General features: G+C 63.2%; 24 protein-coding genes and 1 tRNA gene. 16 read left to right on the plus strand and 9 right to left on the minus strand.

Annotation, left to right across the window (positions count from 1 at the left end; genetic code table 11):
• The first annotated feature begins 52 nt into the window (after nucleotides 1-52).
• Both XH89_RS16450 and XH89_RS16455 read left to right on the plus strand, forming a co-directional pair.
• Nucleotides 53-820, plus strand: coding sequence for a GntR family transcriptional regulator (locus tag XH89_RS16450; protein ID WP_194468016.1), 768 nt, complete (start codon nucleotides 53-55; stop codon nucleotides 818-820).
• A 42-nt stretch (nucleotides 821-862) separates the two neighbouring features.
• On the plus strand, nucleotides 863-2227 hold the full coding sequence (locus tag XH89_RS16455; protein WP_194468017.1) for an MFS transporter: 1365 nt from the start codon (nucleotides 863-865) through the stop codon (nucleotides 2225-2227).
• 51 nt (nucleotides 2228-2278) lie between these two features.
• Here XH89_RS16455 and XH89_RS16460 read toward each other — a convergent pair whose 3' ends face one another.
• The 4 genes from XH89_RS16460 to XH89_RS16475 form a co-directional block, all read right to left on the minus strand.
• Nucleotides 2279-2503 (minus strand): hypothetical protein, encoded by a 225-nt coding sequence (locus XH89_RS16460; protein ID WP_194468018.1) that lies wholly within the window; start codon nucleotides 2501-2503, stop codon nucleotides 2279-2281.
• Nucleotides 2504-2598: 95 nt separating this feature from the next.
• On the minus strand, nucleotides 2599-3849 hold the full coding sequence (locus XH89_RS16465; RefSeq protein WP_194468506.1) for an arsenic transporter: 1251 nt from the start codon (nucleotides 3847-3849) through the stop codon (nucleotides 2599-2601).
• A 62-nt stretch (nucleotides 3850-3911) separates the two neighbouring features.
• Nucleotides 3912-4352, minus strand: a complete 441-nt coding sequence (locus tag XH89_RS16470) for an EamA family transporter (RefSeq protein WP_194468019.1) — start codon at nucleotides 4350-4352, stop codon at nucleotides 3912-3914.
• An 88-nt stretch (nucleotides 4353-4440) separates the two neighbouring features.
• Entirely contained in the window at nucleotides 4441-6918 is a 2478-nt protein-coding gene (locus tag XH89_RS16475) for a PAS domain-containing protein (RefSeq protein ID WP_194468020.1), read from the minus strand.
• Between the two features lie 211 nt (nucleotides 6919-7129).
• Here XH89_RS16475 and XH89_RS16480 point away from each other — a divergent pair, with 211 nt between their 5' ends.
• The 4 genes from XH89_RS16480 (at nucleotide 7130) to XH89_RS16495 (ending at nucleotide 11727) form a co-directional block, all read left to right on the plus strand.
• Complete coding sequence (locus XH89_RS16480) at nucleotides 7130-8200, plus strand: putative zinc-binding metallopeptidase (RefSeq protein ID WP_194468021.1); 1071 nt, start codon at nucleotides 7130-7132, stop codon at nucleotides 8198-8200.
• 189 nt (nucleotides 8201-8389) lie between these two features.
• Nucleotides 8390-10405: an acetyl/propionyl/methylcrotonyl-CoA carboxylase subunit alpha gene (locus tag XH89_RS16485; protein ID WP_194468022.1), complete on the plus strand. Its 2016-nt coding sequence runs from the start codon at nucleotides 8390-8392 to the stop codon at nucleotides 10403-10405.
• A gap of 159 nt (nucleotides 10406-10564) precedes the next feature.
• Nucleotides 10565-11431, plus strand: coding sequence for an oxaloacetate decarboxylase (locus tag XH89_RS16490; protein ID WP_194468023.1), 867 nt, complete (start codon nucleotides 10565-10567; stop codon nucleotides 11429-11431).
• Nucleotides 11428-11727, plus strand: coding sequence for an acylphosphatase (locus XH89_RS16495; RefSeq protein ID WP_194468024.1), 300 nt, complete (start codon nucleotides 11428-11430; stop codon nucleotides 11725-11727). Before XH89_RS16490 ends, XH89_RS16495 begins: the two co-directional genes overlap by 4 nt.
• A gap of 35 nt (nucleotides 11728-11762) precedes the next feature.
• On the opposite strand, the gene XH89_RS16500 is transcribed toward XH89_RS16495, so the two are convergent.
• A complete protein-coding gene (locus XH89_RS16500) occupies nucleotides 11763-13286 on the minus strand; it encodes a PAS domain-containing sensor histidine kinase (protein WP_194468025.1) in 1524 nt (507 codons plus the stop codon).
• Nucleotides 13287-13439: 153 nt separating this feature from the next.
• On the opposite strand from XH89_RS16500, the gene XH89_RS16505 reads away from it, so the two are divergent.
• Genes XH89_RS16505 through XH89_RS16515 form a run of 3 tightly spaced genes read left to right on the plus strand, consistent with a single transcriptional unit; the run spans nucleotide 13440 to nucleotide 16112 of the window.
• On the plus strand, nucleotides 13440-13997 hold the full coding sequence (locus XH89_RS16505; RefSeq protein WP_194468026.1) for a GbsR/MarR family transcriptional regulator: 558 nt from the start codon (nucleotides 13440-13442) through the stop codon (nucleotides 13995-13997).
• Between the two features lie 16 nt (nucleotides 13998-14013).
• Nucleotides 14014-14679: a DUF4166 domain-containing protein gene (locus XH89_RS16510; RefSeq protein ID WP_194468027.1), complete on the plus strand. Its 666-nt coding sequence runs from the start codon at nucleotides 14014-14016 to the stop codon at nucleotides 14677-14679.
• Nucleotides 14676-16112: a TIGR01777 family oxidoreductase gene (locus tag XH89_RS16515; RefSeq protein ID WP_194468028.1), complete on the plus strand. Its 1437-nt coding sequence runs from the start codon at nucleotides 14676-14678 to the stop codon at nucleotides 16110-16112. Before XH89_RS16510 ends, XH89_RS16515 begins: the two co-directional genes overlap by 4 nt.
• Nucleotides 16113-16548: 436 nt before the next feature.
• Here the strand turns inward: XH89_RS16515 and XH89_RS16520 are convergent, their stop codons facing one another.
• Nucleotides 16549-17403, minus strand: a complete 855-nt coding sequence (locus XH89_RS16520; RefSeq protein WP_194468029.1) for a LysR family transcriptional regulator — start codon at nucleotides 17401-17403, stop codon at nucleotides 16549-16551.
• Between the two features lie 113 nt (nucleotides 17404-17516).
• Here XH89_RS16520 and XH89_RS16525 point away from each other — a divergent pair, with 113 nt between their 5' ends.
• Nucleotides 17517-17939: a 4-oxalocrotonate tautomerase family protein gene (locus tag XH89_RS16525; RefSeq protein WP_194468030.1), complete on the plus strand. Its 423-nt coding sequence runs from the start codon at nucleotides 17517-17519 to the stop codon at nucleotides 17937-17939.
• Nucleotides 17940-17981: 42 nt separating this feature from the next.
• Here XH89_RS16525 and XH89_RS16530 read toward each other — a convergent pair whose 3' ends face one another.
• Both XH89_RS16530 and lipB read right to left on the minus strand, forming a co-directional pair.
• A complete protein-coding gene (locus tag XH89_RS16530; protein WP_194468031.1) occupies nucleotides 17982-18695 on the minus strand; it encodes a DNA helicase in 714 nt (237 codons plus the stop codon).
• A 198-nt stretch (nucleotides 18696-18893) separates the two neighbouring features.
• Entirely contained in the window at nucleotides 18894-19631 is a 738-nt protein-coding gene (gene lipB / locus XH89_RS16535) for a lipoyl(octanoyl) transferase LipB (protein ID WP_194468032.1), read from the minus strand.
• A gap of 114 nt (nucleotides 19632-19745) precedes the next feature.
• Here lipB and XH89_RS16540 point away from each other — a divergent pair, with 114 nt between their 5' ends.
• The gene (locus XH89_RS16540; protein WP_194468507.1) at nucleotides 19746-19988 is read left to right on the plus strand and encodes a FliM/FliN family flagellar motor switch protein; all 243 of its coding nucleotides are present in this window, start codon (nucleotides 19746-19748) and stop codon (nucleotides 19986-19988) included.
• Between the two features lie 221 nt (nucleotides 19989-20209).
• A tRNA-Leu gene (locus XH89_RS16545) sits at nucleotides 20210-20294 on the plus strand.
• Nucleotides 20295-20453: 159 nt separating this feature from the next.
• Here XH89_RS16545 and XH89_RS16550 read toward each other — a convergent pair.
• Nucleotides 20454-21362, minus strand: a complete 909-nt coding sequence (locus tag XH89_RS16550) for a LysR substrate-binding domain-containing protein (RefSeq protein ID WP_246767855.1) — start codon at nucleotides 21360-21362, stop codon at nucleotides 20454-20456.
• A gap of 235 nt (nucleotides 21363-21597) precedes the next feature.
• Between XH89_RS16550 and XH89_RS16555 the strand changes: the two genes are divergently transcribed.
• The 4 genes from XH89_RS16555 (at nucleotide 21598) to argH (ending at nucleotide 26788) form a co-directional block, all read left to right on the plus strand.
• The gene (locus XH89_RS16555) at nucleotides 21598-22149 is read left to right on the plus strand and encodes a YcnI family protein (protein ID WP_246767856.1); all 552 of its coding nucleotides are present in this window, start codon (nucleotides 21598-21600) and stop codon (nucleotides 22147-22149) included.
• A complete protein-coding gene (locus tag XH89_RS16560; RefSeq protein ID WP_194468034.1) occupies nucleotides 22149-23741 on the plus strand; it encodes a copper resistance protein CopC in 1593 nt (530 codons plus the stop codon). Before XH89_RS16555 ends, XH89_RS16560 begins: the two co-directional genes overlap by 1 nt.
• Nucleotides 23742-23820: 79 nt before the next feature.
• On the plus strand, nucleotides 23821-25152 hold the full coding sequence (locus XH89_RS16565; RefSeq protein WP_194468035.1) for an anaerobic C4-dicarboxylate transporter family protein: 1332 nt from the start codon (nucleotides 23821-23823) through the stop codon (nucleotides 25150-25152).
• 145 nt (nucleotides 25153-25297) lie between these two features.
• Complete coding sequence (gene argH / locus XH89_RS16570) at nucleotides 25298-26788, plus strand: argininosuccinate lyase (protein ID WP_194468036.1); 1491 nt, start codon at nucleotides 25298-25300, stop codon at nucleotides 26786-26788.
• Nucleotides 26789-26817 lie beyond the last annotated feature (29 nt).

Below are 26817 nucleotides of genomic sequence, written 5' to 3' on the forward strand. Positions count from 1 at the left end.
CACAAATAAGGCGCGGCCCTGCGAGCGACAGCGAGGCCGGCGGGAGGCAAACATGGCACGGCGCAAGCGCGCGCTCGAGGTGGTGAGATCAGAGGACGGCGGCGAGGGCAGGCCCTCGCGGCGCAACCGCCTCAACTTCTTCGAGCTGGCCTATCAGAAGATCGAGGAGCTCCTCGTCCATTGCGAGCTCAAGCCCGGCCAGTTCATGACGATGCTGGAATTGCAGCAGATCACGGGCTTCGGGCGCACGCCGGTGCACCACGCCGTCAATCGTCTGTCCGCCGATACGCTCATCATCATCCGTCCGCGCCACGGCCTGCACATCGCGCCGATCGATCTGGCACGCGAGCGCATGCTGCTCGGCTTGCGCCGCGACATGGAGCGTTTTGTCATTCGCCTGGCGGCCGACCGCGCCAGCCTTTCCCATCGCAATCAGGCGCTGCACATCGAGCGACTGCTGCGCGAACGTCGCGCCAGCCTGAGCCTCGACGAATTCAACAGCCTCGACCGCCGCATCGACGCGCTGGTGCTGGAGGCCGCCGGCGAGCCGTTCCTGGTGCACACGCTACGGCCGCTGCACACGCTGTACCGCCGCATCGGCTACATCCACCACCGCTTCATGCCGGGGCAGGCCGATCTGTCGGGAACGATCGATCATCACCTCGACATCCTCAGTGCCGTTGCGAACCGCCGCGTCGAGGACGCGGTGAAGGCCAGCGATGCCCTGATCGACTACATGGGCGAGATATTCACAGGCATGGAGGCGGGGATCGATCCGCGCCTGCTCGATTGCAGCATCGAGCCGCTGCTCGGTGCTTAAGAAGTGCTTGGCGCATAGAGAATTTTGAAGAGAGGACCAAACATGTCAACGATGGCCGTGCCACAACCGACCGCAAGCGAAGCCGCGGTCCGCTACCTCATCACCAACTACAGTCCCAAGGGCAACAAGGTCGGCTGGCTGATGATGGCCTCGATTCTGGTCGAGGCGTGGGACCTCTATTCGATCGCCTTCGTGCTGATCTTCATCAAGGAGCAGTACAATCCCGATCCGCTGATGCTGGGCCTTGCCGCGGCGGGCACGCAGGGCGGCGCACTGATCGGCGCGATACTCGGCGGCTGGCTGTCCGACAAGATCGGCCGCCGTGTGATGTTCCTGCTCACGATGGTAATGTTCATCGTGCTGGCGCTGGCGCAGGCCTTCGTGCCCAGCGTCGGCTGGCTTGTCGTGATCCGCTTCCTGCTCGGCGTTCCGCTCGGCTCGGACATCTCGACCGGCTATACCTACATCATGGAATCCATGGCCAAGGGTGAGCGCGAGGTCATGGGCAACCGCTGGCAGTTCATGTTCGCGGTTGGCGAGGTGCTGACCATCGGCGTCATCGTGATCTTCCTGCTGCTCGACATCCATCACGAGACGCTGTGGCGCGTGACGCTCGGCCTCGGGGCGTTGCCGGCGCTGATCATCCTGGTGATGCGCCACGACGTGCCGGAGACGGCGGTGTGGCTGGTGCAGAAGGGACGCTACCGCGAGGCCAAGCAGGTCGCGCGCGAGATGTTCAACGACAATCTCGACATGCTGCCGGACCAGGACGTGGTGGTGCCGAAGGTCAGCACCCGCGCGTTCCTTGCCGACCTCAAGAAGGATCCGATCCGCTGGCGCGCCACACTCTACGGCTGGATCGCCTGTTTCATGCAAGCAAGCGAGTTCTCGACCTTCGCGTTCTACCTGCCGGTACTGTTCGCGATGGTCGGCGTCTCGTCGATTCTCGGCAACAATCTGGTGACGATGGCGCTGTTTGCCTTCGCCGGGCTGTCGGGCTGGGTCGGGCCCCTGCTGACGCCGAAGATCGGCCATCGCGGCATCTCGATCGCGGGCTTCTCCATCGTGCTGGTGTCGCTGCTGGTCGCGGCCTTCGCGCTCTATACCGACAACAAGATGCTGCTGCCGTTCGCGGCCGCCGCCATGCTCTGGGGCCATTACTGGGATGCCTCGAACTGCATGACGATCCCGACCATGGTCGCCAGGCCGCAATACCGCGGCACCGCCAGCGGCTTCGCCTATATGTTCGTGAAGCTGCCGTCGTTCCTGGCGATCTTCCTGTTCCCGTCACTGTTCGCCGCGATCGGGCAGGCCAACGCCACCCTGTTCGTCGCGATCTTCCCGCTGATCGGATTGTTAGCTGCAATCTTCATCCTGCCGGAAGTCTACGGCTACGAGAACGACTGACGACAAGCTATCCGGTCGCGGCCTCATGGCCGCGATCGGTTTGCTCCGGGTCTACGGGCTCAGGAAAACGGGATCAATGCCGGTTGCGGTGTGGCCGAGCAGGCCGAGGGCCTGAAGCTGGGCGCTGTGCAGGTCGATCTGCACCACGGCGAACAGGACCAGCAGCACCACGGTGCTGAAGAGCAGCATCGGGTGGGATGTTTCGCCCGACGCTGAAAAGCCGTGAAGCGAGCGCAGGGAAAAGCTCTGCGGCAGTGCCTTTGATTGAATCTGCATGACGAATCTCCTTGCCGCGCCCCATGAGGCTGCGCGACAAGGTACAGTATAGGTTCTGCTATGCGCGGCACATTGATGCGCCGCAAATTGCGCAATTAATGGATCGCCGCCGCGAGCGCTGCGATGAGGGCTGGCGGCGTCACCAGCATGCCGAGCTTGAGAAACGGCCATGCGCCGACCTCGATCTTCTCCCGCCGCAGCGCGACCAGCCACAGGATCGTGGCGAGCGATCCCGTGACCGACAGATTGGGCCCGAGATCGACACCGATCAGGATGGCGCTGACGACGGAAGCCGGCAGATGATCGCCGGCCGCGACCGAACCTGCGACCAGGCCGACCGGAAGGTTGTTGGCGATGTTGTCGGCGACGGCCGTTGCGACGCCGACACTCCACGCCGCTTTGGGCACCGATTGCGCCACCGCCTGATGCAGCAGCGCGCTGAGCTGGCCGATCACGCCGGTGTTGATCAGCGCTTCGACCATCACGAAGAGGCCGCCGACCAGCGGCAGTACGCTCCAGGATACGCCCTTCAGCACGGGCAATGGCGATTGCCGGCTGATCAGCAGCACGATCGCGGCTGTCACCACGCCGCAGATGAAGGTCGGCAGGCCCAGCTGCTTGTCCAGCGCCGAGGCCGTCACCAGCACGATGCCGATGGCGACGATGCCGACGGCGGTCAGCTTGCCGCCGCGGCCAAGCCTTGGATGCGGTACGCGGCTTGCGATCGTCTCGTCCTTCAAAGCGCGATGCTGGGTCAGGCGCAGCACGACGTAGGTCAGCAGGATCGCGGCCGCCGAGGGCAGGGCGAACAGGCGCAGCCAATCCGTGAGCTGCGGCATGCGCGCGCCGAACACGACGAGATTGGCGGGGTTGGAGATCGGCAGCACGAAGCTCGCGGCATTTGCGATGAAGGCGCACACGAAGAGATAGGGCAGCGGCTTGGCGCCGGCGGCGCGCGTCGCGGCGTAGACGGCCGGCGTCAGCACGATCGCGGTGGCATCGTTGGAGAGCAGCACGGTCACGACCGTGCCGACAATGTAGATCAGCAGGAACAGCCGCTGCGGCGAGCCGGCGGCGTATTCGACCGCAAGCGCCGCCAGATAGTCGAACAGGCCTTCGAGCCGGGCCAGCTCGGCGATCAGCATCATGCCGATCAGGAAGAGATAGACATCGAGGCCTTTCTCGATGCCCACAACCGCATCCCGCCAGGGCAGGAGGCCGAGCAGCACCAGCGCGCCGGCGCCGAGAACGGCCCAGATTGCCTCGGGCAGGCGAAAGGGGCGGATGATGACGCAAGCGGTGGCAGCGACGATGATGCTCCAGGCCCAGATGGCGTCAGACGGCACAGTCGGCAAGTGGCTTTCTCCGTTCGCCCCTGACTATCGCGTCGTGGATCGAACCGCCAGCCTCAAAACTTCACTGCAAGCAACACCGCGCCGGCGCCGATCATGCCGATCCCGATCCAGCCCTGCGCGGACGGCCGCTCGCCGAGAAAGGCGAACGCGAACAATGCGACCAGCACGACGCTGAGCTTGTCGATCGGCGCCACCAGCGTCGCGGGGCCAAGCTTCAGCGCGCGGAAGTAACAAAGCCATGATGCGCCGGTGGCGAGCCCTGACAGCACGAGGAACAGCCAGGTCGTCGAGGAGACCATTGAGGGCGCGACGAACTGTCCGGTGAAGAACAGCAGCAGGGAGAAGGCGAGCAGCACCACGATGGTGCGGATGAAGGTGGCGAGGTCGGGACTGATGTTCTCGACGCCCACCTTGGCGAAGATCGCAGTCAGCGCAGCGAAGCAGGCCGAGAGCAGCGCCCAAGTCTGCCAGGCGGAGAAGAGGGCGGGTTTCATGGGGGAGTATCTTAGCCGTGCAGTTGTCGTTATGAGGGTAAGTCCAGCCTAGCATTCCGCCTTCGCTGGGACGACTGTAGAGAGGTACTCACCTTACCACCGACAGCTTCTCGGTGATCGCCTTGCGCAGGATTCGCGAGAGCGATTCCACTGAATATGGCTTCTGAATCAGCTCGAAGCCGCGATGGGCGCTTTCGGCGAGCACGTTGCTGTAGCCGGAGGTGAGCACGACGGGCAGGCCCGGATAGCGCTCGCGGATGATGCCGGCGAGCTCGACGCCGTTCATGCCGGGCATGATCACGTCGGAGAACACGAGGTCGACCGCGAATTCGTTCTCGCCGAGGATGGCCAGCGCGGCATTGGCGTTGGCGACGCGGCGGGTGACGTAACCGAGGTCTTCCAGAAGCTCGGTCGAGAACTGGCCGACATCGTCATTGTCCTCGACCACGAGCACGCGATAGCCGCGCCCTGTGGTGGCGGCCTCGCTGGTCAGCGCCGCCGCGTCCTTCTCGGCAACGGGGCTCTGCGCCTGCGGCAGATAAATGGTGAAGGTCGCGCCTTGGCCTTCCGTGCTCGTTACCGCGATATCGCCGTCGGACTGCTTTGCGAAGCCAAAGGCCTGGCTGAGGCCAAGGCCGGTGCCCTTGCCGACCTCCTTGGTGGTGAAGAACGGCTCGAAGATGGCATCGATGTTCTCAGGCGCGATGCCGCTGCCGGTATCGGCGACCGAGATCGCGACATAGTCGCCGCTGCGCGCCGACTGTGCCCGCAGGTTCGGGATGCCGTGGACCTTGCGCACTGAAATGGTGAGGCGGCCTTCGTCGTGCATGGCGTCGCGGGCGTTGATGGCGAGGTTGATCAGCGCGGTCTCGAACTGGGCGATGTCGGCGACGGTGTAGCAGTCGGCATCGTCGATCTCGACCACGATCTCGATGCGGCCGCCGACCAGTGGGCGGACCAGCTGTGCCACGCCCTCGACCTGGCTACCGACGTTGAAGATTTGCGGCTTCAGCGGTTGCCGGCGCGCGAACGCCAGCAGCTGCGCGGTCAGCTTGGAGGCGCGCTCGACGGTGTCGGAGATGGCGTCGACATAGCGGCGGCGGCGCTCCTCCGGCAGCTCGCGGCGGCGCAGGAAGTCGGTTGCCGAGCGGATGATGGTGAGGAGGTTGTTGAAGTCGTGCGCGACGCCGCCGGTGAGCTGGCCGATCGCCTCCATCTTCTGCGACTGCCGCAGCGCTTCCTCGCCGAGGCGGCGCTCGGTGATGTCGACGGCCTCGGGCACCGCGCCGGTGATGTTGCCGTGGCGGTCGAGCACCGGGCGCATGCCGAACTCGAAATCGCGCTCGCCGATCGGCAGGCGCAGCCGCATCTCCAGCCGCACCGCTTCGCCTTTCAGCACGGTGTCGAAGGCTTCGCGCACGGCGGCGCCCATGCCCGGTGTGCCGGTGAACCAGGGCGTGTCCCAGAACGGCTTTCCGATTACGTCCGAAGAGCTCGCCTTGATGCCGTCGAGCGCGGTCCTGTTGGCGTAGAGCAGTTCGCTCTTCAGATTGACCAGGCCTTGATACTGGTTGCTGGTCTCCAGGATCGCGCGCAGCCGCGCCTCGTTGGATTCGAGCTCGGCGGTGCGCTCGGCGATACGCTCTTCCAGCGTCTCGTTGATGCGCCGGAGCTCGATCTCGGCCTGCTTGGCGACGGTGATGTCGTGGGCGACGCCGATGAAGCCGATATGCTTGCCGGTCGGATCCCAGCGCGGCTGCGATTCCGAGCGCAGCCAGCGCCATTCGCCGGATGCATTCTTGTAGCGCGCTTCCAGCACGAACGGCTTGAGCGAAGCTTCGCCCTGCACCGATTGCTGCAGGACATGCGGCAGGTCGTCGGGATGCAGCACCTTGCGCCAGTCGAAGGCGATGGCCTGATCGTAGGGCAGGCCGACGAAGTCGACATAGGCCTGGTTGGCGAAGGAGCGCGTGCGGTCGAGCTTGGTCACCCAGATCGGCACCGGCGCACTGTCTGCGATCAACCGGAAACGTTCTTCGCTCTCGCGCAAGGTCTCGCGAGCGAGCATCTGGTCGGTAATGTCGAAGTCGGCGCCTACGAGGCGGAGTGCGCGGCCGTTCTTGTCGCGCTCGATCTTGGCGACGACGCGGATCCAGCGCATCTCGCGGTCGCTCGATCGTATGATGCGGTACTCGTCGGAATAATCGTCGCTCGCGCCCTTCAGAGTGTCGAAGAGGTGCTTGACCGTCCGCTGGCGGTCCTCCGGGTGAATCCTGGCGACCCAATCCTCGTAGGTTTCGCCGGTTGATTCGGGGGGCAGGCCATGCACCAGCAGATATTCCGGCGAGCGGCGGTTCTTGAAGCCTTCGCGGAAGTCGATCTCGAGCCCGCCGACCTTGCCGATCCGCTGGATGCGCGCGAGCTCGGCCTCGCGCTCCTGCAGCGCGCGATAGGCATTGTCGCGCTCGCGCGCGATTTCTTCGAGGTGCTGGCGCAGCCGTTCGGCGGCGATGGTCTCGGGCAAAGGATCGTTCAAGGTGTCGGCCGTTGTCATGCGGGTGCGCACGTGCCGGATCGATATTCACACAGACAGGGCGTGATGGCTATCGCCTGGGAGGGAAATCTGCAACGGCCGCCGCAACCCGGTGCGACGGGGTGTAAACCAATATCGGGACTGGCTATTTGTTCCTGAAGAAGGAACGATGAGCCCTCGGCGCGCGTATCTGCGAGGCGCCCCAACTGATATTCGAAACGCTCCTTTCTCAAGAGGTTCAAGCTTGAAGCTCTTTGTCTGCCAGGATTGCGGCAATGTCCTCTATTTCGAGAACCGCGCCTGCGAACGCTGCGGCCACCGGGTCGCATTCCTGCCGGAGAAGGAGACGATGTCGGCGATCGAGCCTGACGGGGAGGGCTGGAAGGCGCTTGCTGACAAGGGCGAGAGCCGGATGTTGTGCCGCAATGCTGGGTACGACGCCTGCAACTGGCTGACGGATGCTAGCGATACCACCGGCTATTGCCGCGCCTGCCGCCACAACGGCATCGTGCCCGATCTCTCCGACGCCGCGCAGCTCGCCGGCTGGCGCGAGCTGGAGGTGGCAAAACACCGGCTTTTCTATTCCCTGATCCGCTGGAAACTGCCGCTCCAGACCCGGCAGGACGACCCCGAGCACGGGCTGATCTTCAATTTCCTCGCCGACGATCCGAGCACGGGGCAAAAGATCATGACCGGCCATGACAACGGCCTGATCACGATCGCGCTCACCGAGACTGACACGATCGAGCGCGAGCGGCGCAGGCTCGAGATGGGCGAGCCCTACCGTACGCTGCTCGGGCATTTCCGCCACGAGGTTGGTCACTATTTCTGGGACGTGCTGGTGCGCGATGGCGGCAAGCTGGACGAATGCCGCGCCATGTTCGGCGACGATTCAGGCGATTATGGCGAGGCCCTGCAACGCCATTATGCCGAAGGCGCCCCGCCGGACTGGCAGCAGAATTTCGTGTCGGCCTATGCCACCATGCACCCCTGGGAAGACTTCGCCGAGACCTTTGCGCACTACCTCCACATCGTCGACACCCTGGAGATGGCTGGCGAGTTCGGCATGGAGGTGCGCCCCAAGGTCGACCGCGACGGCGAGCTGACAACGCGGATCCGGTTCAATCCCTATCAGTCAAAGGACGTCCAGACGCTCGTCGACGCATGGCTGCCCTTCACCTTCGCCATGAACAGCGTCAACCGCGCCATGGGCGCTCGCGACCTCTATCCCTTCATCCTGTCGCCTGCGGTGGTCGCCAAACTGGGCTTCGTTCACGAGCTGGTCCGGGGCGAAGCCAGGGCCGGACGCCGATAAGGCCAGCTTTTGGGTGTCGATAAGCCGCGCAGCGGCAGCCGGGCTCCGTCTGGTACGCCAGTGCCGAGGCGGATTTAGACCGTTGCCTCCGGCCCATTTTGCTGTACCACGACAGGATACGGCCCCGTCCGGTCGGCCCGCCAAGGCCCCGGGAGGGGTCCCGCCCAAGGGACGAAGCTCAAGAAAATCATGTTCAAACGCATCCTGATCGCCAATCGCGGCGAAATCGCCTGCCGGGTCATCAAGACCGCCCGCAAGATGGGAATTCAGACGGTCGCCGTCTATTCCGAGGCCGACCGCGACGCCCTCCATGTCGAGATGGCCGACGAGGCCGTGCTGATCGGCCCGCCCGCCGCGGCCGAGAGCTATCTGGTGATCGAGAAGATCGTCGAGGCATGCAAGAAGACCGGCGCCGAGGCCGTGCATCCTGGCTACGGCTTCCTGTCCGAGCGCGAGGCGTTTCCGCGGGCGCTGGAAGCCGCCGGCCTCGTCTTCATCGGCCCGAACCCGGGCGCGATCGCGGCAATGGGCGACAAGATCGAATCCAAGAAGGCCGCCGCCAAGGCCAAGGTCTCGACCGTGCCGGGCTATCTCGGCGTCATCGAGGACGACAAGCACGCGGTCAAGATCGCCGACGAGATTGGCTATCCCGTCATGATCAAGGCCTCCGCCGGCGGCGGCGGCAAGGGCATGCGTATCGCGCATTCCAAGGCCGAGGTCGCCGAAGGCTTCAATCTCGCCAAGGCCGAGGCCAAGGCTTCGTTCGGCGACGATCGCGTCTTCGTCGAAAAGTTCATCGTCGATCCCCGCCATATCGAGATCCAGGTACTGGGCGACAAGCACGGCAACGTGATCTATCTCGGCGAGCGCGAATGCTCGATCCAGCGCCGCAACCAGAAGGTCATCGAAGAGGCGCCGTCGCCGCTGCTCGACGAGGCCACCCGCCGCAAGATGGGCGAGCAGGCGGTCGCTCTCGCAAAGGCCGTGAATTATGATTCCGCCGGCACTGTCGAATTCGTCGCAGGACAGGACAAGAGCTTCTACTTCCTGGAGATGAACACGCGTCTGCAGGTCGAGCATCCCGTCACCGAGCTCGTCACCGGCGTCGATCTTGTCGAGCAGATGATCCGCGTTGCTGCGGGCGAGAAGCTCGCGATCGCGCAGAAGGACGTGACGCTGACCGGCTGGGCGGTGGAATCGCGTCTCTACGCCGAAGACCCGTTCCGCAACTTCCTGCCCTCGATCGGGCGCCTGGTGAAGTACCGGCCGCCGGCGGAAGTGAGCCAGGACGGCATCACGGTGCGCAACGACACCGGCGTGCAGGAAGGCGGCGAGATCTCGATCCATTACGACCCGATGATCGCAAAGCTGGTCACGCACGCGCCGTCGCGCGCGGCTGCGATCGAGGCGCAATCGACCGCGCTCGACTCGTTCTATGTCGACGGCATCAGGCACAACATTCCGTTCCTGTCGGCGCTGATGCATCATCCGCGCTGGCGCGAGGGACGGCTCTCGACCGGCTTCATCGCGGAGGAGTTTCCCAAGGGGTTTGCGGTGCGCGTGCCCGAAGGCGAGGTCGCCCGGCGGATCGCCGCGGTCGGTGCCGCCATCGATCATGTGTTGGGGGCGCGCAAGCGGCAGATCTCCGGCCAGATGGGTGGCCGCGTCGTGCAGCGCGAGCGCCGCCGCGCGGTCTGGCTCGATCGCCAGGAGATCCTGCTCGAGGTCGCCCGCGAGGGCGATGCCATCGCGATCCGCTTCGTCGACGCCGACGGCAAAGTCGGCAATGCGCATCTGTTGCAATCCGCATGGAAGCCGGGCGATCCGGTCTGGCAGGGTACGATCGACGGCCATTTCGTTGCGGTGCAGACGCGCCCGATTCCAAACGGCATTCGCCTCGCGCATCAGGGCGTCGAGGTGCCGGTCTATGTCTGGACCGAAGCGGAAGCGGCTTCGGCGCGGCTGATGCCGGTGACGACGGCCTCCGACACCGGCAAGAAGCTGCTGTGCCCGATGCCCGGCCTCATCGTCTCGATCGCCGTGACCGAGGGGCAGGAGGTCAAGGCCGGCGAGACGCTGGCGGTCGTCGAAGCCATGAAAATGCAGAACGTGCTTCGTGCCGAGCAGGACGGCACCGTGAAGAAGATCCACGCCAGCGCCGGCGCGACGCTGGCGGTGGACGCGCTGATTTTGGAGTTTGCGTAAGGCATGCTGGTGGGGCCCTTAGCCGGGCCTCACGACCGCTGTCATTGCGAGCGCAGCGAAGCAATCCAGACTGCCGCCGCGGAAAGATTCTGGATTGCTTCGCTGCGCTCGCAATGACCGAGTATGTTGCGGCTGCGTCGCAACAATTGAGAGAGCATCATGGCCTTTCGTTCCCGCCGCGAGAAACTGCGATTGATCCTGTCGGGCGCAACTTGCGTCCATCCCGGCTCGGTCTATGACGCGATCTCGATCCGCATCGCCGAGGATCTCGGCTTTCCGCTCGGCATGTTCGGCGGCTCGGTAGCTTCGCTCGCGGTGCTCGGCGACCCCGACGTCACGCTGATCACGCTCACCGAACTCGCCGAGCAGATGCGGCGGATGTCACGCGCCGCGACCCTGCCGGTGCTGGTCGATGCCGATCACGGCTATGGCAATGCGCTCAACGTGCGTCGCACGGTGCAGGAGCTGGAGACGGCGGGCGCCGCCGGCCTCACCATCGAGGATACACTGCTGCCGGCGGCCTTTGGCGAGGCGAAGGCGCAGCTGATCTCGCTGGAGGAGGGCGTCGGCAAGATGAAAGCCGCGCTCGATGGCCGCGCCGATCCTTCGCTGGTCATCATGGGCCGCACCGGCGCCGCCTCGATCACCTCGATCGAGGATGCAATCAAGCGTGCGAGGGCCTATGAGGCCGTTGGTGTCGATGCGCTGTTCTTTACCGGCATCAAGTCGCGCGCCGAGCTTGAGGCGATCGCGTCCGCCACGCGTCTGCCGATCGTGCTCGGCGGTGCGCCGGACGAATTGAACGCGATCGATTATCTCCAGAGCCAGCGCGTGCGCATCGCGCTCCAGGGCCACGCCCCGATCGCGGCGGCGACGCAGGCGGTTTACGAGGTGCAGAAGGCGCTGCGCGAGGGCATGCCGCCGAAAGCGCTGAAGGGACTGGCGTCGGCAGAGCTGACCAGTCGCATCATGCGCGACGCCGAAGTCAAAGTGCGCAACGCTGATTTTCTCGGGCTGAAGCCATGAGCCGGGCGATCCTCCAGGTCATGATCCGCGGGCACGTCCAGGGCGTCGGCTATCGCGCCTGGGTCGAATGCCAGGCGACCGCGAGCGGTCTCGAGGGCTGGGTCCGCAACCGCCGCGACGGCAGCGTGGAAGCGCTGTTCGCCGGCGCGCCGAAGCATGTCGCGGACATGGTCGCGCTGTGCCGTCATGGTCCGCCATCCTCGCGCGTCGATAGCGTGACGAGTGAGACGGCAAGTGCGGACGAACTGAATCTGCGCAGGGCAGGGGAAGCATTCTCGGTGTTGCCGACGGTGTAGGTGTGCCCTGTGCGCGCTGGCACAGGCCGCGGTCTTCACCTCGTCGGCAGTTTCGAAATCGCTTCGCTGAGCTCGTGGATCTCATACGGCTTGCGCAGGATCGGGAAATCACCGTGCACGCCGGCGGCGGCTTCGCTGTAGCCGGTGGCGAGCAGGATCGGCAGGTCGGGGCGGATCTGGCGCAGACGGTGGGCGAGGTCGAGCCCGTCCATCTTGCCGGGCATGACGATGTCGGAGAACACGAAGTCGACTCCGTTGTTCTCGAGCTCGCGCAGCGCGGATTCGGCGTCCGCGACCCGGCGCACGCGGTAACCGAGCTGCTCCAAAAGGCCGATGCTGACGAGCGCGACGTCGGGATTGTCCTCGACCAGCAGCACCGTGCCGCTGCCGCGCAGCGGCGTCGTCTCGGAGGCCTCGCTCGACGCGGTCGCGGTTTCGCGCGGCAGCAGGATGGTGAACGTCGTGCCCTTGCCGAGCTCGCTTGCGACCTTCACCGTGCCGCCCGCCTGATGCGCAAAGCCGTGCACCTGCGACAGTCCGAGACCGGTGCCTTTGCCGACCGGTTTCGTCGTGAAGAACGGCTCGAAGATCTTGTCGACGACGTCGGAGGGGATGCCGAGCCCGGTATCGGCGACGGCGATGGCGACGAATTCGCCGCTGTGGAACGGATCGTCCAGGACAGTGTTATGCGCGCCGATCGTCACGGTGCCGCCGTCTGGCATCGCATCGCGCGCGTTGATGACGAGGTTGAGCAGAGCCGTCTCGAACTCGGAAACGTCGGCCTTGACCGGCCAGACCTCGCGCTCGATGTCGAAGGCGAGATGAACGGCGCTGCCTACGCCGGCGTGAAGCACCTCGCGGATCGCCTCGATACGCGCGCCGAAATGGATCGCCTGCGGATTGACGCTTTGCCGCCGCGCGAAAGACAGCAGCTGTCCCGTCAGCGCGGCGCCGCGCTTGGTGGCAGTCTCGATCGCCAAGATCGCGCGCTGCAGCCTGGACTCGTCGGGATCGCCCTTCTTCAGGACGTGAAGGCTGCCGCTGATGATCATCAGCAAATTGTTGAAGTCGTGCGCGACGCCGCCGGTGAGCTGGCCGAGCGCATCGAACTTCTGCGACTCTGCGAGCTGTCTCTGCATTGCCTCGAGCTTGAGCTGGGTGTTGCGGCGCTCGGTGATGTCGCGGGTGATCTTGGCGAAGCCGACGAGGGTGCCGTCCTCGTAGATCGGGTCGATCACGACGCTGGCCCAGAAGAAGGTGCCGTCCTTGCGGACCCGCCAGCCTTCCTCCTCGTAGCGGCCCTGATCCCGCGCGATGCCGAGCGCACGGGCAGGCTTGCCGTTGGCGCGGTCGGTCTCGGTGTAAAAGCGCGAGAAATGCTGGCCCAGGATCTCTTGGGGCGAATAGCCTTTGATCCGTTCGCCGCCGATGTTCCAGCTCGTGATGGTCCCGTTGGGGTCGAGCATATAGAGCGCGTAGTCCGCGACTCCCTCCACCAACAGCCGGAAACTCCGCTCGCTTTCGAACAAGTCTCTCTGTTGACTGGACTTTTTGACCATTCCGGACCCCGCCTCGACCGTGGCAAACGCTCCAGACGGCGTTTGGTTCCCGGTTCACTGGGACGTTTTTAGGCAAATAGAGCCCACGGTATGCAAGGAGCAAGGCGGCCTGCGCCACTTGACAGGCAGACGTTCGTGTCAGATATTTCTGTTATGACAGAAATAACCGGAAAGAAGAAACTCCCTGCCGCCGTCGAACGCTTCATCCTGCATTGGGGCGACATGGGGGATCAGTGGGGTGTCAACCGCTCGGTCAGCCAGATCCACGGGCTGCTCTATCTCGCCGAGACGCCGATGACGGCAGAGGACATCGCCGACACGCTCGGGATGGCGCGCTCCAACGTCTCCAACTCGCTGAAGGAGCTGCTCGCCTGGAACCTGATCCGGCGGGTGCCGATCCTCGGTGATCGCCGCGATCATTACGAAGCCGAGACCGACATCTGGGAGGTCGCGGCCAGGATCGCCGCGCGGCGCAAGGAACGGGAGCTCGATCCGGCGATCACCGCACTTCGGGCCTGCGTCACCGATGCCGCCGACGATCCCACCATCAATCCTGTCGCGAGCAAGCGGCTGAAGGAGATGCTCGCCTTCACCGAGCTCGCTGACCACTGGTTCATGCAGATGCTGAAAGTGCCGCGGCCGCGGCTGGTCGCCTTGATGCGGCTTGGCGAGAAGATCGCCAACCTGCTGCCGCTGGGCAAGGCCAAATAGTTGTGAGGAGGGTGCGATGACGTCGGCTCGATTATCAGGTTCAGGCGCAACTCCCTCCGCTCACATCAAACTGCTCGACGACCGCCGCTTCCGCGCGCTGCTATCGGACGAGGATTGGGGCCGCCTGCCGCTCGCGACCTGGCGGCGCTTCTCAAAACGCGTCGCCGATGGCGATAGCGTCGTCTATGTCGGCGTCGTCGACGAGGTCGCCTTCAGCGACATCGGTTGGTGGTTCGCGCAGATCGCGCGTCTGATCGGCGGCCCGCTGCCGACCGGTCGCGACACCGGCGTGCCGATGATCGTGACCGTGACCGAGGACGGCGCGACCGGCGGCCAGACCTGGACCCGCATCTGCGCGCGCAAGCGCGGCTTTCCGCAAGTGATCCATTCTGCCAAGCGCTTCGCCGGCCCGACCGGGCTCGAGGAATATGTCGGCTTCGGCGTCTCGATGGCGCTGCGCATCGCGGTCGAGGACGAGACGCTGACCTTCCGCAGTGCAGGCTATGGCCTGCAGCTCGGACGGCTCTGGATGCCGCTGCCGCAATGGCTCACGCCGGGCGATCTCACGGTGACGCATCGCGATCTCGGCGAGGGCGCCTTTCGCTTCACCCTCGATGTCATTCATCCGCGTTACGGCGCGCTGATCCACCAGTCCGCCGTGTTCAGGGAGACCGTGTCATGACCCCGCTGTTGTGGACGCTCATCGCCATCCAGATCGTGATGGGCGTGTTCGATACCTTCTATCACCACGAATTCACCGAGCGCCTGGCCTGGCGTCCGTCGCAGCGTTTCGAGCTGAAGCTGCACGGCATCCGCAACATGCTCTATGCGCTCCTGTTCCTGCTGCTCGGCTGGCTCGAAGTCCATGGCGTGCTGGCGCTCCTGATCGTCGCCGTGCTGGTCGCCGAGATCATCATCACGCTGATGGATTTCGTCGAGGAGGATCTGAGCCGCAAGCTGCCGCCGAGCGAGCGGATCAATCACACGCTGCTCGCGATCAATTATGGTGCCATCCTGGTGCTGTTGCTGCCGGTGCTGATCAATTGGGCGATGCAGCCCTTCGGTGTGATGGTGGTCTATCAGGGCCTGCTCAGCATCGCCGCGACCGCCTGCGCGGTCGGCGCGTCACTCTGCGGCATCAGGGATTTTGCCGCGATGCGCCGGCTGGGCCGCATGAAGAATCTTCCTGCGGAAGGACTCGTCGAGAAAATCTCCAGCCGCAAGACCGTGCTGATCACCGGTGCCACCGGTTTCATCGGCAGCCGCCTTGCGGCGAGCCTTGGCCGAGCAGGGCATCACGTCATCGCGCTGATCCGCAATCCCGCCAAGGCCGAGATGCTGCCGCCGCCGGTCACGCTGATCACGAGCCTCGATCAGCTCGCCGCAGACACGCCCATCGACGCCATCGTCAATCTCGCCGGAGAGCCGATCGGCAACGGCCTGTGGACCGAGGCGAAGCGCGCCAAGATCATCGGCTCCCGCGTCGACATGACCGGCGAAGTGGTGAAGCTGATCGCGCGGCTCGCGCGTAAGCCTGAAGTGCTCATCAGCGGCTCCGCGATCGGCTGGTATGGATTGTGGGCGGATCAGGTGCTGACGGAGTCCGCCAAGTCGCACGCCTGCTTCAGCCACGAGCTGTGCGCGGCCTGGGAGAAGGCGGCGCGGCCGGCAGAGGAGCTTGGCATCCGCGTGGTCAATTTGCGCATTGGTCTCGTGCTCGGCACCGAAGGCGGCTTCATCACGCGCCTCCTGACGCCGTTCGAGTTCGGGCTCGGCGGTCCGCTCGGCACCGGCCGGCAGTGGATGTCCTGGATCGAGCGCGACGACCTCATTCGCCTGATTGCCTATGTGATGGCGACGCCCGATCTCACAGGTCCCGTCAACGCCACCGCGCCGATCCCCGTCACCAACGCGAAGTTCACCGAGGAGCTTGGCCGCCGTCTGCACCGGCCTGCCGTGTTCCGCATTCCCGGCGGCCTCTTGCGCCGGATCGGCGGCGGCTTTGCCGACGAACTCCTGCTCGGCGGTCAGCGCGTGCTGCCGAACAAGGCGCTGAGCCGCGGCTTTGTGTTTCGGCACGAGACGCTGCGCAGCGCGTTCGAGGCGATTTTGTGAGGTCGCAAGATGTCTTGGAAGACGTTCTCCCGAGCATTTCGAGGTTGGCAGGGCGCAACACTGACAGCGACTGCCGTTGTTGAGTTATTTGTCCTGTTTCTTGTGGCGTTAGCCGGCGTCAAAGGCTTTGCCGCGCTCTCAACGTGGGATTTCGTCTGGACTATCTTGATTAGTGTGCCTTTGATCTTGGTGCTGATTTCCTTGGTCAGTAGTATTCCGTCAGCACTTGTAATCTGGCTGAGCGAACGGTTCTGTATTCGATCACCGATATTTTTCGTTCTTTCCGGCGGCCTCGTGGGAGCCGTGAGCCAGACTGCATTGTTCAGGTCGTTCGACGGATTGAGCTTGCTATTTGCAGTAGCGGGATGTCTCGCCGGACTGGACTATTGGCATACAGCGGGTAGATATGCGGGTGAAGTGTGTGGGGGGCTGATCCTTAGGCCGTCGCCACGCTCCGAAACGTCGCCGTCACCGCACGCAGCGCCGCAAGCTTCGCGGGATCGCTGACCTTCGAATGCAGCATCACTTTCGAGCTGCCGAGTTTCGGCAGCTTGTGCGCAGGGCCGATGTCGATCAGCCCGGGAGGTGCGATCCGACGCGCCAGCGGCGTGATCGCAAGTCCAGCCAGCGCGGCGGCGACCACTGCGGTCACGCCACCGCCGACGAAGCGCTCGCGCCAGGCAAGGCCGGCTTTGTCCAGCGCGCGCACGCCGACCGCGCGGACGCCGCAAGGCGGGGCGAGGGTGGCGAGCGGCAGCGCTTCGCCCTTAGGCAGGGCGAAGCGCCGGGACGCGAACCAGCCAAATTCGTCTTCGGTCAGCTTTTCACCGCCGCGGCGGCTGCCTTCCTGGCGGACGATCACCGCGTCGAGCTCGCCCGCGTCATAGGCGTCCTGCATCTCGCGCGAAAAGCCGATGATGACGGCAAGCGTCAGGTTGGACGACATCGCGTGCAGCCGTTCCAGCAGCGGCACCAGCTCGGGGCCGGCGGCGTGGTCGGAGATGCCGAGCGAGAGCGATTGCGCGGTGGAAGCTTCGCCCGACAGCGCGCGGTCATGCGCCGCCATCAGTGCGCGGGCGCGATCGAGAAAACTGGCGCCATCGGCGGTGAGCCGGACTGCGCGCGGCGAGCGCTCGACGAGGCGCTTGCCCAGCAATGTCTCGAGCCGTTGCAGCTTGAGGCTGACCGCCGCCTGGGTCGTGCCGAGCGCTTCGGCGGCGCGGGTAAAGCTCTGGAGGTCGGCGACCAGCAGGAAGGCCTTGATGGTGGCGATGTCGAGGATGGCTGTCATTACGATATATTATCACTGGTATCATCAGAGATAAGATATCAAAATGACAGCGGAAGGTCTAGCTTCTCATCAACGCCGCGCAAGACCTGCGCAGCATCTTGAGGAGAACGACCATGCCCCTGATCACCGTGTCCTACACCACCTCCCGCCAGTCGCCGTCGCTGAAGGCCGACATCGCGAACGCCGTGTCCGAGCTCACCGCCAAGATCCTGCACAAGGACCCCAAGGTCACCGCCATCATCGTGAAGTCGGTGGATGCCGGCGACTGGTTCGCCGGCGGCAAGTCGCTCGCCGAGCAGAAGCTCGCCAGCTACTGGATCGACATCCACGTCACCGAGGGCACCAACACCAAGGACGAGAAGGCGGCCTATCTCGCCGCGATGTTCACACGCATGGCTGAGATTCTGGGGCCGCTGCATCCCGAGACATACTTGCACGTCGACGAGGTCAAGGGCGATGCCTACGGCTTTGGCGGCCTGACCCAGGAGCGGCGTTACATCGCCGGCAAGCTCGACGTGTCGCTGAAGGCGGCGTGAGGCTTCGGCCGCGGGTGAGCCGTCTCACCCGCGGCCTGATCGTCAGCTCGCGGCCCGGAACTGGACTTCGGCGTCGTTGATGAAGCACGTCTTGTCGAACAGCTTCAGGTCCAGCGGGTTCGGCAGCCGGACGTCGTTCAGATCAGGGCAGGGTTTGATCGCGGGATCATAGGAGCGATCGATCTGCGAGATGAAGACGACGATCAGCCCCTTGTCGCGCGCGAAGGATTTCAGGGCTCGCACCTGGACAGTGAGATCAGGGTTTTCCCGCCGCTGGTCGAGCAGTTGCAGATAGTCGATCACGACGACCGTGCCGCGCGGCGCCGCAGCCATCTGCTTGATGATATAGTCGGCGCTGATCGCGTCGGAGCAATCGGTCTCGAACAGCCTGTCGAACTGGGCAGCCTCCGCGCCGATCGCGCGCAAGCGATCCGCGACATCTTTCTCGGTGTATTCAAGCGAGAAAAATGCCGCGCGATGGCCTGATTTCATCGCCTCCACGGCGAGTTCGAGGCTCATCAGCGTCTTGCCCTGACCCGGGCGCGCGCCGACCAGCACGAGGTCGCCAGGCCTGAATTGCGGAAACAGCTTGTTCGCCGGCGTCAGCGCCGCGGCCTTGGCCGCGAGCATGCTCCAGGCGGAAAAGCCTTCCGTCGTGGCGATACGGTCGAGCGCGTCGTGGAGCGGGATGCCTTCCTCGCGCGACAGACGCTTTGCTTTTCGCTTGAGATGATAGATCGGCGCAGACAATTTCATCGTTAAACCTCCTGATGCGAGCAGAAAGCGCAATCCCTCCTTATGCGTGGCGCTCGAACAGTCGGTCCGATGATCAACTCGCCCGACATGAGATCTGCTTTCCCGGCGGAGGGGGGAGGCGTGGGCGACACCGGGTGCAAGACTAGCCGATTCCATGCCTGACGAGAACGCGCGCGGCGCCTCGCCAACAGAAATGCGTCAGACCGCGGCTTCCGGCAGCATTGCGCGCGTTGGCCCGAACAGATCTTCAAAGGCCTGCCGAAGCGCGACATCGACATCGGCGAGCGTCACGAGCTGGCCGAGATCGACTAGCGAGGTGACGCCGTAGCGGGGGTCAGCAACGCCGCAAGGAACGATGCCGGCGAAATGCGACAGATCCGGCTCGACATTGATGGCGATGCCATGGAACGAGACCCAGCGCTTCAGCCGCACGCCGATCGCCGCGATCTTGTCCTCGTGCTCGGGTCCCTTGTCCGGGCGCTTCACCCAGACCCCGACGCGATCCTCGCGGCGTTCGCCGCGAATGTTGAAGGCAGCGAGCGTCTTCAGGATCAGCTCCTCGAGGCTCGCGACATAGGCCCGGACGTCAGGCCGGCGCCGCTTGAGATCGAGCATGATGTAGGCCACGCGCTGGCCGGGGCCGTGATAGGTGAGCTGCCCGCCGCGCCCGGTCGCGAAGGTCGGGAATCGGGGATCGAGCAGGTCGGTCTCCTTGCCTGACGTCCCGGAGGTGTAGAGCGAGGGGTGTTCGAGCAGCCAGACCAGCTCCGGCGCCTCGCCAGCCGCGATCGCCGCGACCCGCGCCTCCATCTCGGCTACGGCTTCGGGATAGGGCACCGGCGTGTCCGAGATCCGCCACTCGACGGGCGCGCCGCTTTTGGCGGAAAACGACGTCAAATCGAGGTCTTGGCGGCCGTTTTGCGGAGAATTAACCATTGCCTAACCATAACGTGGTGATCATCGCATGCGCAAATGCCAAGTCCTTTGGCGTTGAGTCCCAAGTCTTAAGTCTCAACAGTTCTTAAGTCTCAAGTTGCGGCGGTCATGACAGTGCCCACACTCGATAAAGTCACCGTGGATCTCATGGTCGTCCTCGGGACGACCACCATGCCGATCCATCAAGTATTACGTCTTTCCCGCGGCGCCATCATCGAGTTGGACGCAACCGAGGCCGACGAGGTCAAGGTTCTTGCCAATAATCTGCCGGTCGCCTCCGGCGTCGTGCTGGTCGACCGCAACCGGATCGCGGTCGAGGTCAAGCAGATGCTGCCGCGGACGCTAGGGACGCGGTAGCGCCCTGGGCACCCGGTAGCGGCCCGGGCACGCGGTAGCAGCCCGGGGGGCCCGGCAGGGGCTTTCGACTCACCTGATAGGGCCGATCCGGGCAGGTATGAGACTTTCCTGCCAAGCCTGTGGAATTCAGGGCCTTTGCAGGCTTGTATCCCCCTGATGGATTTGTTAGATCGGCGGCCGCTGATCCGGCCAGCCAGACGACCTCAGGCCGGTATCTTCTTGCGCTCGTGGCGGAACTGGTAGACGCGCTGCCTTGAGGTGGCAGTGGGTAACACCGTGGGGGTTCGAGTCCCTCCGAGCGCACCAAAAACCCTTCGTTTGAAATCATTGGGCTTTTCCCCAGAACGCTGCCGCTCCGCTTTCGTGCAGCGCTCGCACGTTGTCGCTTCGGGCGCCCGTAGAAAGTCATCGACTGACTGGCTCCGATCGAACGCGACGAATGCTTTCCTTGCTGCTGTCGTAGCGCTAACGCCGCCGAGCGGGTTTCTGGGACAGAAAGAGCGCGACATAGGCCAGGAGGTCTTCCATGAACTGCTTGGCCAAGCGCGATAGCGGGCGGTGTTGCGAGTGCACGACGCGGTAGCCAATGTCGATGCTCGGATTGAATGGGCGGATTGCGACTCCGCGTCCCAAAAAGTCGCGAGCGCTGAAAGGGTCGACGATTGTCACGCCTGCGCCCGCCAGGACCAGCGAGCAAGCGCTTGTCGATAGCGAAGTTACAATCATCCGCCGATATTGAATCGATCTAAGCGCCGTTTCGACGCCATGTCGAAGATCGCTGCCCGATCCAAGCATGATGATGGATTCGTTGACCAGATCCGAGGCTCGAATTGCCGTGCATTTGGTCAGCTTGTGACCGTTCGGCAATACGACAACAGCCGATGCCGTGATGCTGGAAAAGCTTACGGAGGATCGGTCCGCCGATGCCATGCACACACCGATGTCATAGCGGCCGCCGGCGACCCGCTCCACGACCGAGTGTGAGGGGATCCCGTCGAGTTGAATGTCGACGTCCGGGCGGTTTCGGCAGAAGTCAGCAATAAAGTGGGGCAGGAAATGGATCGCCATTGCAGGCATGGCGGCAATGCGGAGCGATCCAGAACGCTTATTGCGCAGATTGTCGGCATGGGCCGTCAAACGATCCAGCCCGAGGAATGTGCGCTCGACCTCGGCCAACAGATCGATCGCTTCGGCAGTTGGAACGACTTGATTTCCTCGACGATGGAAGAGCGTTAGGTCAAGCACGTATTCAAGATCGCGGATCAAACGGCTCACGGCCGGTTGGGTGATGTGCAGCGTTTCGGCCGCGGCAGTCATCGCGCCCGTCAGCATCACCGCTCGGAAAGCTTCAACCTGCCGACTGTTTATCTTCACGAAGGTTCCACCATAACATTTCTGTATTCACGACCGGCTACTTATGAATTTGAAGCCTGCGAAACCCCTTGGTAGCAATCGCATACTGCCCGATCGAGCGCAGGTGGTCCATCGAGTCCGATCCGGCCGAACGCAAATCTGTCGGACGACCTTGAGGGGAAAAATGAAGCTGTTGCACAGGCCACGACCGGGGAGTCACGTGGGGGCGCATGCGTCTTCCGGCGGAATAACCGCGTTGCAGTCCATCCTTGCAACTGTCGGCATCGCGCTACTCGGGATCACGGCAGCATCGGCTCATGTCACCATCGAGCCTCAGCAAGCGATGGTCGGATCGGCCTACAGGGCCGTTGTGATAGTCCCTCACGGCTGCGCTGGCTCTCCGACGCTCAAGCTACGGGTTCAGATCCCGAACGGAGTCATCGCTGTCAAGCCGCAGCCAAAAGCCGGTTGGACTCTTGAAACTGTGAGCGGCAAATACGGTCAAACCTTTGACTATTTCGGAACGCCGATCAGCGAAGGTGTGAAGGAAATTGCCTGGAGCGGAAGACTGCTCGACGAAAACTACGACGAATTCATCTTCCGCGCCTATCTCACATCGGACCTGCAACCCGGTACCAAGCTCTATGTACGAATAGTCCAGGAGTGCGAGAAGGGTGTCTCTCGCTGGATTGAAGTTCCGACGAACGATACGTCAAGCGACGCGTTCAAGTTCCCCGCGCCAGCCGTACAGCTAATCCCGAGAAGTGATGTTCCGGCAGTGCAGCGTCCGTCGCCCGGAGCTCGGTGATGGCCTTTCTCGCATGGTTCTCGCGCCTGCTCGTCCTGCTGCTCCTGACAGCGACAGGCGCTGGTCAGGCATTGGCGCATGCCGCGCTTGTTTCCACCTCTCCGAAGGACGGAGCGATCGTGGCCGGACAGCCGTCGGAGCTGACCTTGGCTTTCACCGAACCGGTTTCTCCGATTACGCTGAAGCTGATCGGCCCGGATGGTTCGGCCTCGATACTTGAACGCTCTGCTCTGCGCGACAAGACGCTCGTTGTCACACCTCCAGCTGGCCTCCGCGACGGAACCCATGTTCTGAGTTGGCGCGTCATTTCGGAGGATGGCCATCCGGTCAGCGGTTCAGTTCTGTTCTCGATTGGCGCGCCGACGGCTACGCCGTTGGCTAACGAGAAGACTGATGTATCAGTCGTAACCGCGATCTGGTTCGCGAAAGTGGCGCTCTATCTCGGACTCTTCTTCGGTGTCGGTGCATTGGCCTATAACGCCAGAGTGTCGCCTCTACCGCCCGCCGCGGAGCGCATAGCTGGTTGGTTGATGGTCGTCGGTTTACTGGCAGCGATCTCCTCTCTCGGCCTTCAAGGACTGGACGTTTTGGGAGTGCCGCTGGGCGAGATCGGTAAGTTCGCGCCATGGGCTGCGGGCCTCCATACCTCATTCGGTCTGACAGCAATCATAGCCGCGGCAACCTTCATCGTCGGCTTGGCGTCCCTGCGCGTCCGTCAGAAGGGCCTCGGGAGCGTGCTGGCTTCTCTCGCTCTCATTGGCGTCGGCGCCGCCCTCGCAGCGAGCGGTCACGCGAGCGCAGCTTCACCACAATGGCTGACCCGCTCTGCCGTTTTCGTCCACGCTACCGCGATCGCCTTCTGGGCCGGTGCCCTTATTCCTCTGGCCGAAGTGTTGTCCCGCCGCGGCCCCGGTTCGGTTGATGCGCTGCGGCGGTTCTCGCGCGCCATACCCTTTTTCGTAGCTCTTCTTGTTATCGCGGGCAGTCTGCTTGCAATTATTCAGGTCGAGACGCCTACCGCTCTGTGGACGACCAGTTACGGGCGCGTTCTACTCATCAAGCTCGCGATGCTGGCGGGGCTTTTTGGCCTGGCCATCGTAAACCGCTACCGTTTCACGCCTCCAGCAGAAGCTGGAGATTTCAAAGCCATGAGATTGCTAACGAGGTCTATCAAGATTGAGGTTGTACTTGTCTTGGCAATCTTTGCAGTGGCTGCTGTCTGGCGCTTCACTGTTCCGCCGCGAGCCTTAGCCGCAGCCAAAGCGGCGCCTGCGCATATCCACATTCATTCGGAGAAGGCCATGGTCGACGTGTCGATCATGCCTGGCCGTGCCGGCCCGGTCACGGCCTCGATCGACACCATGACCGGTGAAGGCGACGTCCTGAAGGCTAAAGAGATCCGCCTTATGGTGGCGAACCCGGCAGCTGGCATTGAGCCGATTGAGCGCCAAGCCTTTCAGCAGCCTGACGGCACTTGGCTGATAACAGATTTAACGCTGCCAATGGCCGGACGATGGAAAATAGACGTCGAAATTCTGATCGATGATTTTGAAAGCGTCCGAGTATCGGGAATGGCGGAGGTGCGGCAATGATTCCATACGGATACTCAACTGTCGAAATTGAAAACCTGATGAGCCGGCTTAAGTCGCCGCACGTGATTGGACTCGTCTAATGTGGCTGATCGAATTCGCCGTCGTTCTCTGCTGCATCTTTGTTGGCGCAAGATTAAGCGGAATCGGGATCGGATTGGCCGGCGGCTTCGGCTTGCTGATCCTTGTCTTCTGTTTCGGGTTGCAGCCGACGTCTCCACCGATCGACGTCATGCTGATCATCCTGGCTGTCATCACGATGGTTTCGACCATGCATGCGGCGGGTGGCTTGGACTACCTGGTTGATCTGGCCGAAAAGATTCTTCGTCAAAATCCGGCAAGAATAATCCTGATAGCTCCGGTGGTTACCTATTGCCTCGCGTTGTTTTGCGGCACGGCTTACGTCGCGTTTGCCTTGTACCCCGTCATCGTGGAAGCCGCCTACGATGCAGGCGTCAGGCCCGAGCGCCCTCTGTCCATAGCTACGGTCGCGGCGTCACAGGCTGTCACGGCAAGCCCCATGAGCGCAGCGACTGCCGTCTTAATTGCGCTGGTCAGTCCGCACGGAATCACCATCGGCCAGATTCTGCTGGTCTGTGCCCCGGCCGGGCTGATCGGCGTGCTGGTTGGGGCATTGTCAGTTTACCGACGCGGGTTTGAGCTCGACAAGGATCCAGAATTTCAACGAAGGCTCGCGGCTGGAGAGATCGCGCCGCCGAGAGAGACGAGGGCCCGCACAGTCGCTTACGAGGCCAAGCTCTCGGTTGTCTTCTTTGCGGTCGCCGTTGTGAGCATCGTCACTTTTGGATCGATGCCGAAATTTCTGCCGTCGTGGGCTGTCGAAGGCAAGATCGTCAGGCTCTCGATGCCGAACGCGCTGGAAATGATCATGCTGAGCTTTGCATTTCTCACGACAATCCTGCTGAGGATCAAGACGGAGAACATCGTCAATAGCTCGATCTTTAGAACCGGCCTGGTGGCGGTGGTAGCAATCTTCGGCATTGCATGGATGGTCGACACCTTTTTCAGCGCGAACCGAGCCTTGCTCGTCGATACGCTCGGACAACTCGTCAGGTCTTATCCCCATCTGTTCGGCTTGTCGCTGATGGCGATGGCAGCTCTTGTCCTAAGCCAGGGAGCGGCGATCCGGGCCCTCGGCCCGTTGGGACTAACGCTGGGTATCAGCGCAGGTCACCTGGTGGGGTTCTTTCACGCTGCATCAGCCGTCAACATTATTCCGGCCACTGGAGCGGTGATCGGTTCGGTATCGATCGACCGGACAGGTACGACGAAAATCGGAAAATTCGTCTTCAACCACAGCTTTCTCGTGCCGGGGCTGGTCTCGACAGTCTCGTCAGTTCTCGTGGCTTACGCGATTGCGTCCGTCCTTCTGGGAGGGACACCAAAGGGATGACGAGGGTCAGCGGAGAAGCTCCGCACCGTCGTCCCTGCGCCAACGAGGGTCGAAAGAGCCATCGTGCTGAACGTGCAAGTGCGCGTCGTCGCGTCAGATCGCCCAAATTCGGCCATTCATCCTTGTCGTACAGGAGACTCTTAATATGAGAGAGCGTGTCAAGCTGCCGCCGTCAAAGGTCGTGGTGGATTATCTCATACGTCCCAGGCTCGATGCCGGTAGCTACGCTTCCTTCGAACCGATCATGGACCTAAATCGCGCCCATGTGGTGATGTTGGCGGCACGAAGCATTATCAAGCAGGAGACCGCAAGAACGCTGATCCGCGTTCTTGAAGATGTCCGTGCTGCCGGTCCAGCCGAGGTCACATGGGATCCAGCGCTCGAAGAGGCTTATTATAACCTCGAGGCGCACATCATCAAAAAGGCCGGACCTGCGATCGGCGGGCAGATGCATACCGGAAGAAGCCGTAACGATCTGGGCGCAGCCCTGACGCGCATGTCCGCGCGCAGCCAGTTGCTTTCGCTTGCGACGCTTCTGCATTCGCTGCGTGAGGAGTTGCTTCTCTTGGCCGAGACTCACGCCAGCACGATCGTGACCGGCTATACTCATATGCAGCCAGCACAACCGACGACCTTGGGCCACTATTTTCATGCGGTCGCTCACGCCCTGGAAAGGGACGAGCTTCGGTTGCAGCAAAGTTACGAGGTCGTGAACCGTTGCCCATTGGGAGCTTGCGCATTCAATACGACTGGCTTTCCGATCGACCGACAGATGCTTGCGGAACTCACGGGATTTTCGGGCCTGGTGGAAAACTCGATCGATGCGGTGGCGAGCCGAGACTACATTCCGCAAATCCTGGTGGCCCTGGCGATACTGGCCGTCAACCTGAGCAGGCTTGCACAAGACTTGTACACGTGGGGGACGGATGAGTTTGGTTGGCTCGAAATCGGTGACGAGGTCGCTACGACATCGAGCATCATGCCTCAAAAGAAGAACCCGATAACGCTCGAGCATATCAGAAGTAAGTCATCTCATCTCATCGGCGCCACCACTGCGGCGCTTGCGGCGCAGAAAGGTGTTCCGTATGGCCATTTGCGCGACATTTCTCTCGAGTCGGTACATCCCTTGCGCGAGGGTCTCAAGGAAGCTGAGGCGGTCCTAAGTCTGACGACGGCGACGCTTCGCTCTCTGGAGATCAAGGGCAATGTCGCGGATAAGCGGGCGGCTGAGAACTTCTCCACTGTGACCGAGTTGGCCGATGTGATGGTTCGAGAGACCGAAATCTCCTTCCGGGAAGCCCATATCGTCGTCGGCTCGGCTGTGAGCGAGCTGTACGCTCGGGGCGCGCCCCCTACAGATCTCACGATTCAACTGCTGGACCGGATTGCCGAGGCGCGCTTTGGGCATCCGTCGGGCCTGTCCGAAAACTCTCTCCGGCAGGCGTTGTCGCCCGCAGCCAACGTGGCCATCCGGCGTGTGAGGGGTGGACCTGCGCCATCCGAGGTTCTTCGTAGCATCGAGGCCAGCAGGAAGCGTTTCACGACCCAGCAGACGTGGTGGGACGAGCAGAAGGCGAGCCTTGAGGCGGCGCAACGACGCCTGGACGCGGCCGCAGCCAGCCTTGCCGCAACGTGAGGGCGGCGAGAGGCGCAAGCAGGTTGCTC

The sequence above is a fragment of the Bradyrhizobium sp. CCBAU 53340 genome (assembly GCF_015291645.1).
Taxonomy (GTDB): domain Bacteria; phylum Pseudomonadota; class Alphaproteobacteria; order Rhizobiales; family Xanthobacteraceae; genus Bradyrhizobium.

Coding starts and splice junctions, on each gene's coding strand:
- XH89_RS16510 (WP_194468027.1), top strand. CDS start 14,014: ATGACGTCGGCTCGATTATCAGGTTCAGGCGCAACTCCCTCCGCTCAC.
- XH89_RS16520 (WP_194468029.1), bottom strand. CDS start 17,403: ATGACAGCCATCCTCGACATCGCCACCATCAAGGCCTTCCTGCTGGTC.
- XH89_RS16490 (WP_194468023.1), top strand. CDS start 10,565: ATGGCCTTTCGTTCCCGCCGCGAGAAACTGCGATTGATCCTGTCGGGC.
- XH89_RS16530 (WP_194468031.1), bottom strand. CDS start 18,695: ATGAAATTGTCTGCGCCGATCTATCATCTCAAGCGAAAAGCAAAGCGT.
- XH89_RS16450 (WP_194468016.1), top strand. CDS start 53: ATGGCACGGCGCAAGCGCGCGCTCGAGGTGGTGAGATCAGAGGACGGC.
- argH (WP_194468036.1), top strand. CDS start 25,298: ATGAGAGAGCGTGTCAAGCTGCCGCCGTCAAAGGTCGTGGTGGATTAT.
- XH89_RS16560 (WP_194468034.1), top strand. CDS start 22,149: ATGGCCTTTCTCGCATGGTTCTCGCGCCTGCTCGTCCTGCTGCTCCTG.
- XH89_RS16525 (WP_194468030.1), top strand. CDS start 17,517: ATGCCCCTGATCACCGTGTCCTACACCACCTCCCGCCAGTCGCCGTCG.
- XH89_RS16500 (WP_194468025.1), bottom strand. CDS start 13,286: ATGGTCAAAAAGTCCAGTCAACAGAGAGACTTGTTCGAAAGCGAGCGG.
- XH89_RS16495 (WP_194468024.1), top strand. CDS start 11,428: ATGAGCCGGGCGATCCTCCAGGTCATGATCCGCGGGCACGTCCAGGGC.
- XH89_RS16505 (WP_194468026.1), top strand. CDS start 13,440: ATGACAGAAATAACCGGAAAGAAGAAACTCCCTGCCGCCGTCGAACGC.
- lipB (WP_194468032.1), bottom strand. CDS start 19,631: ATGGTTAATTCTCCGCAAAACGGCCGCCAAGACCTCGATTTGACGTCG.
- XH89_RS16455 (WP_194468017.1), top strand. CDS start 863: ATGTCAACGATGGCCGTGCCACAACCGACCGCAAGCGAAGCCGCGGTC.
- XH89_RS16485 (WP_194468022.1), top strand. CDS start 8,390: ATGTTCAAACGCATCCTGATCGCCAATCGCGGCGAAATCGCCTGCCGG.
- XH89_RS16565 (WP_194468035.1), top strand. CDS start 23,821: ATGTGGCTGATCGAATTCGCCGTCGTTCTCTGCTGCATCTTTGTTGGC.
- XH89_RS16470 (WP_194468019.1), bottom strand. CDS start 4,352: ATGAAACCCGCCCTCTTCTCCGCCTGGCAGACTTGGGCGCTGCTCTCG.
- XH89_RS16460 (WP_194468018.1), bottom strand. CDS start 2,503: ATGCAGATTCAATCAAAGGCACTGCCGCAGAGCTTTTCCCTGCGCTCG.
- XH89_RS16515 (WP_194468028.1), top strand. CDS start 14,676: ATGACCCCGCTGTTGTGGACGCTCATCGCCATCCAGATCGTGATGGGC.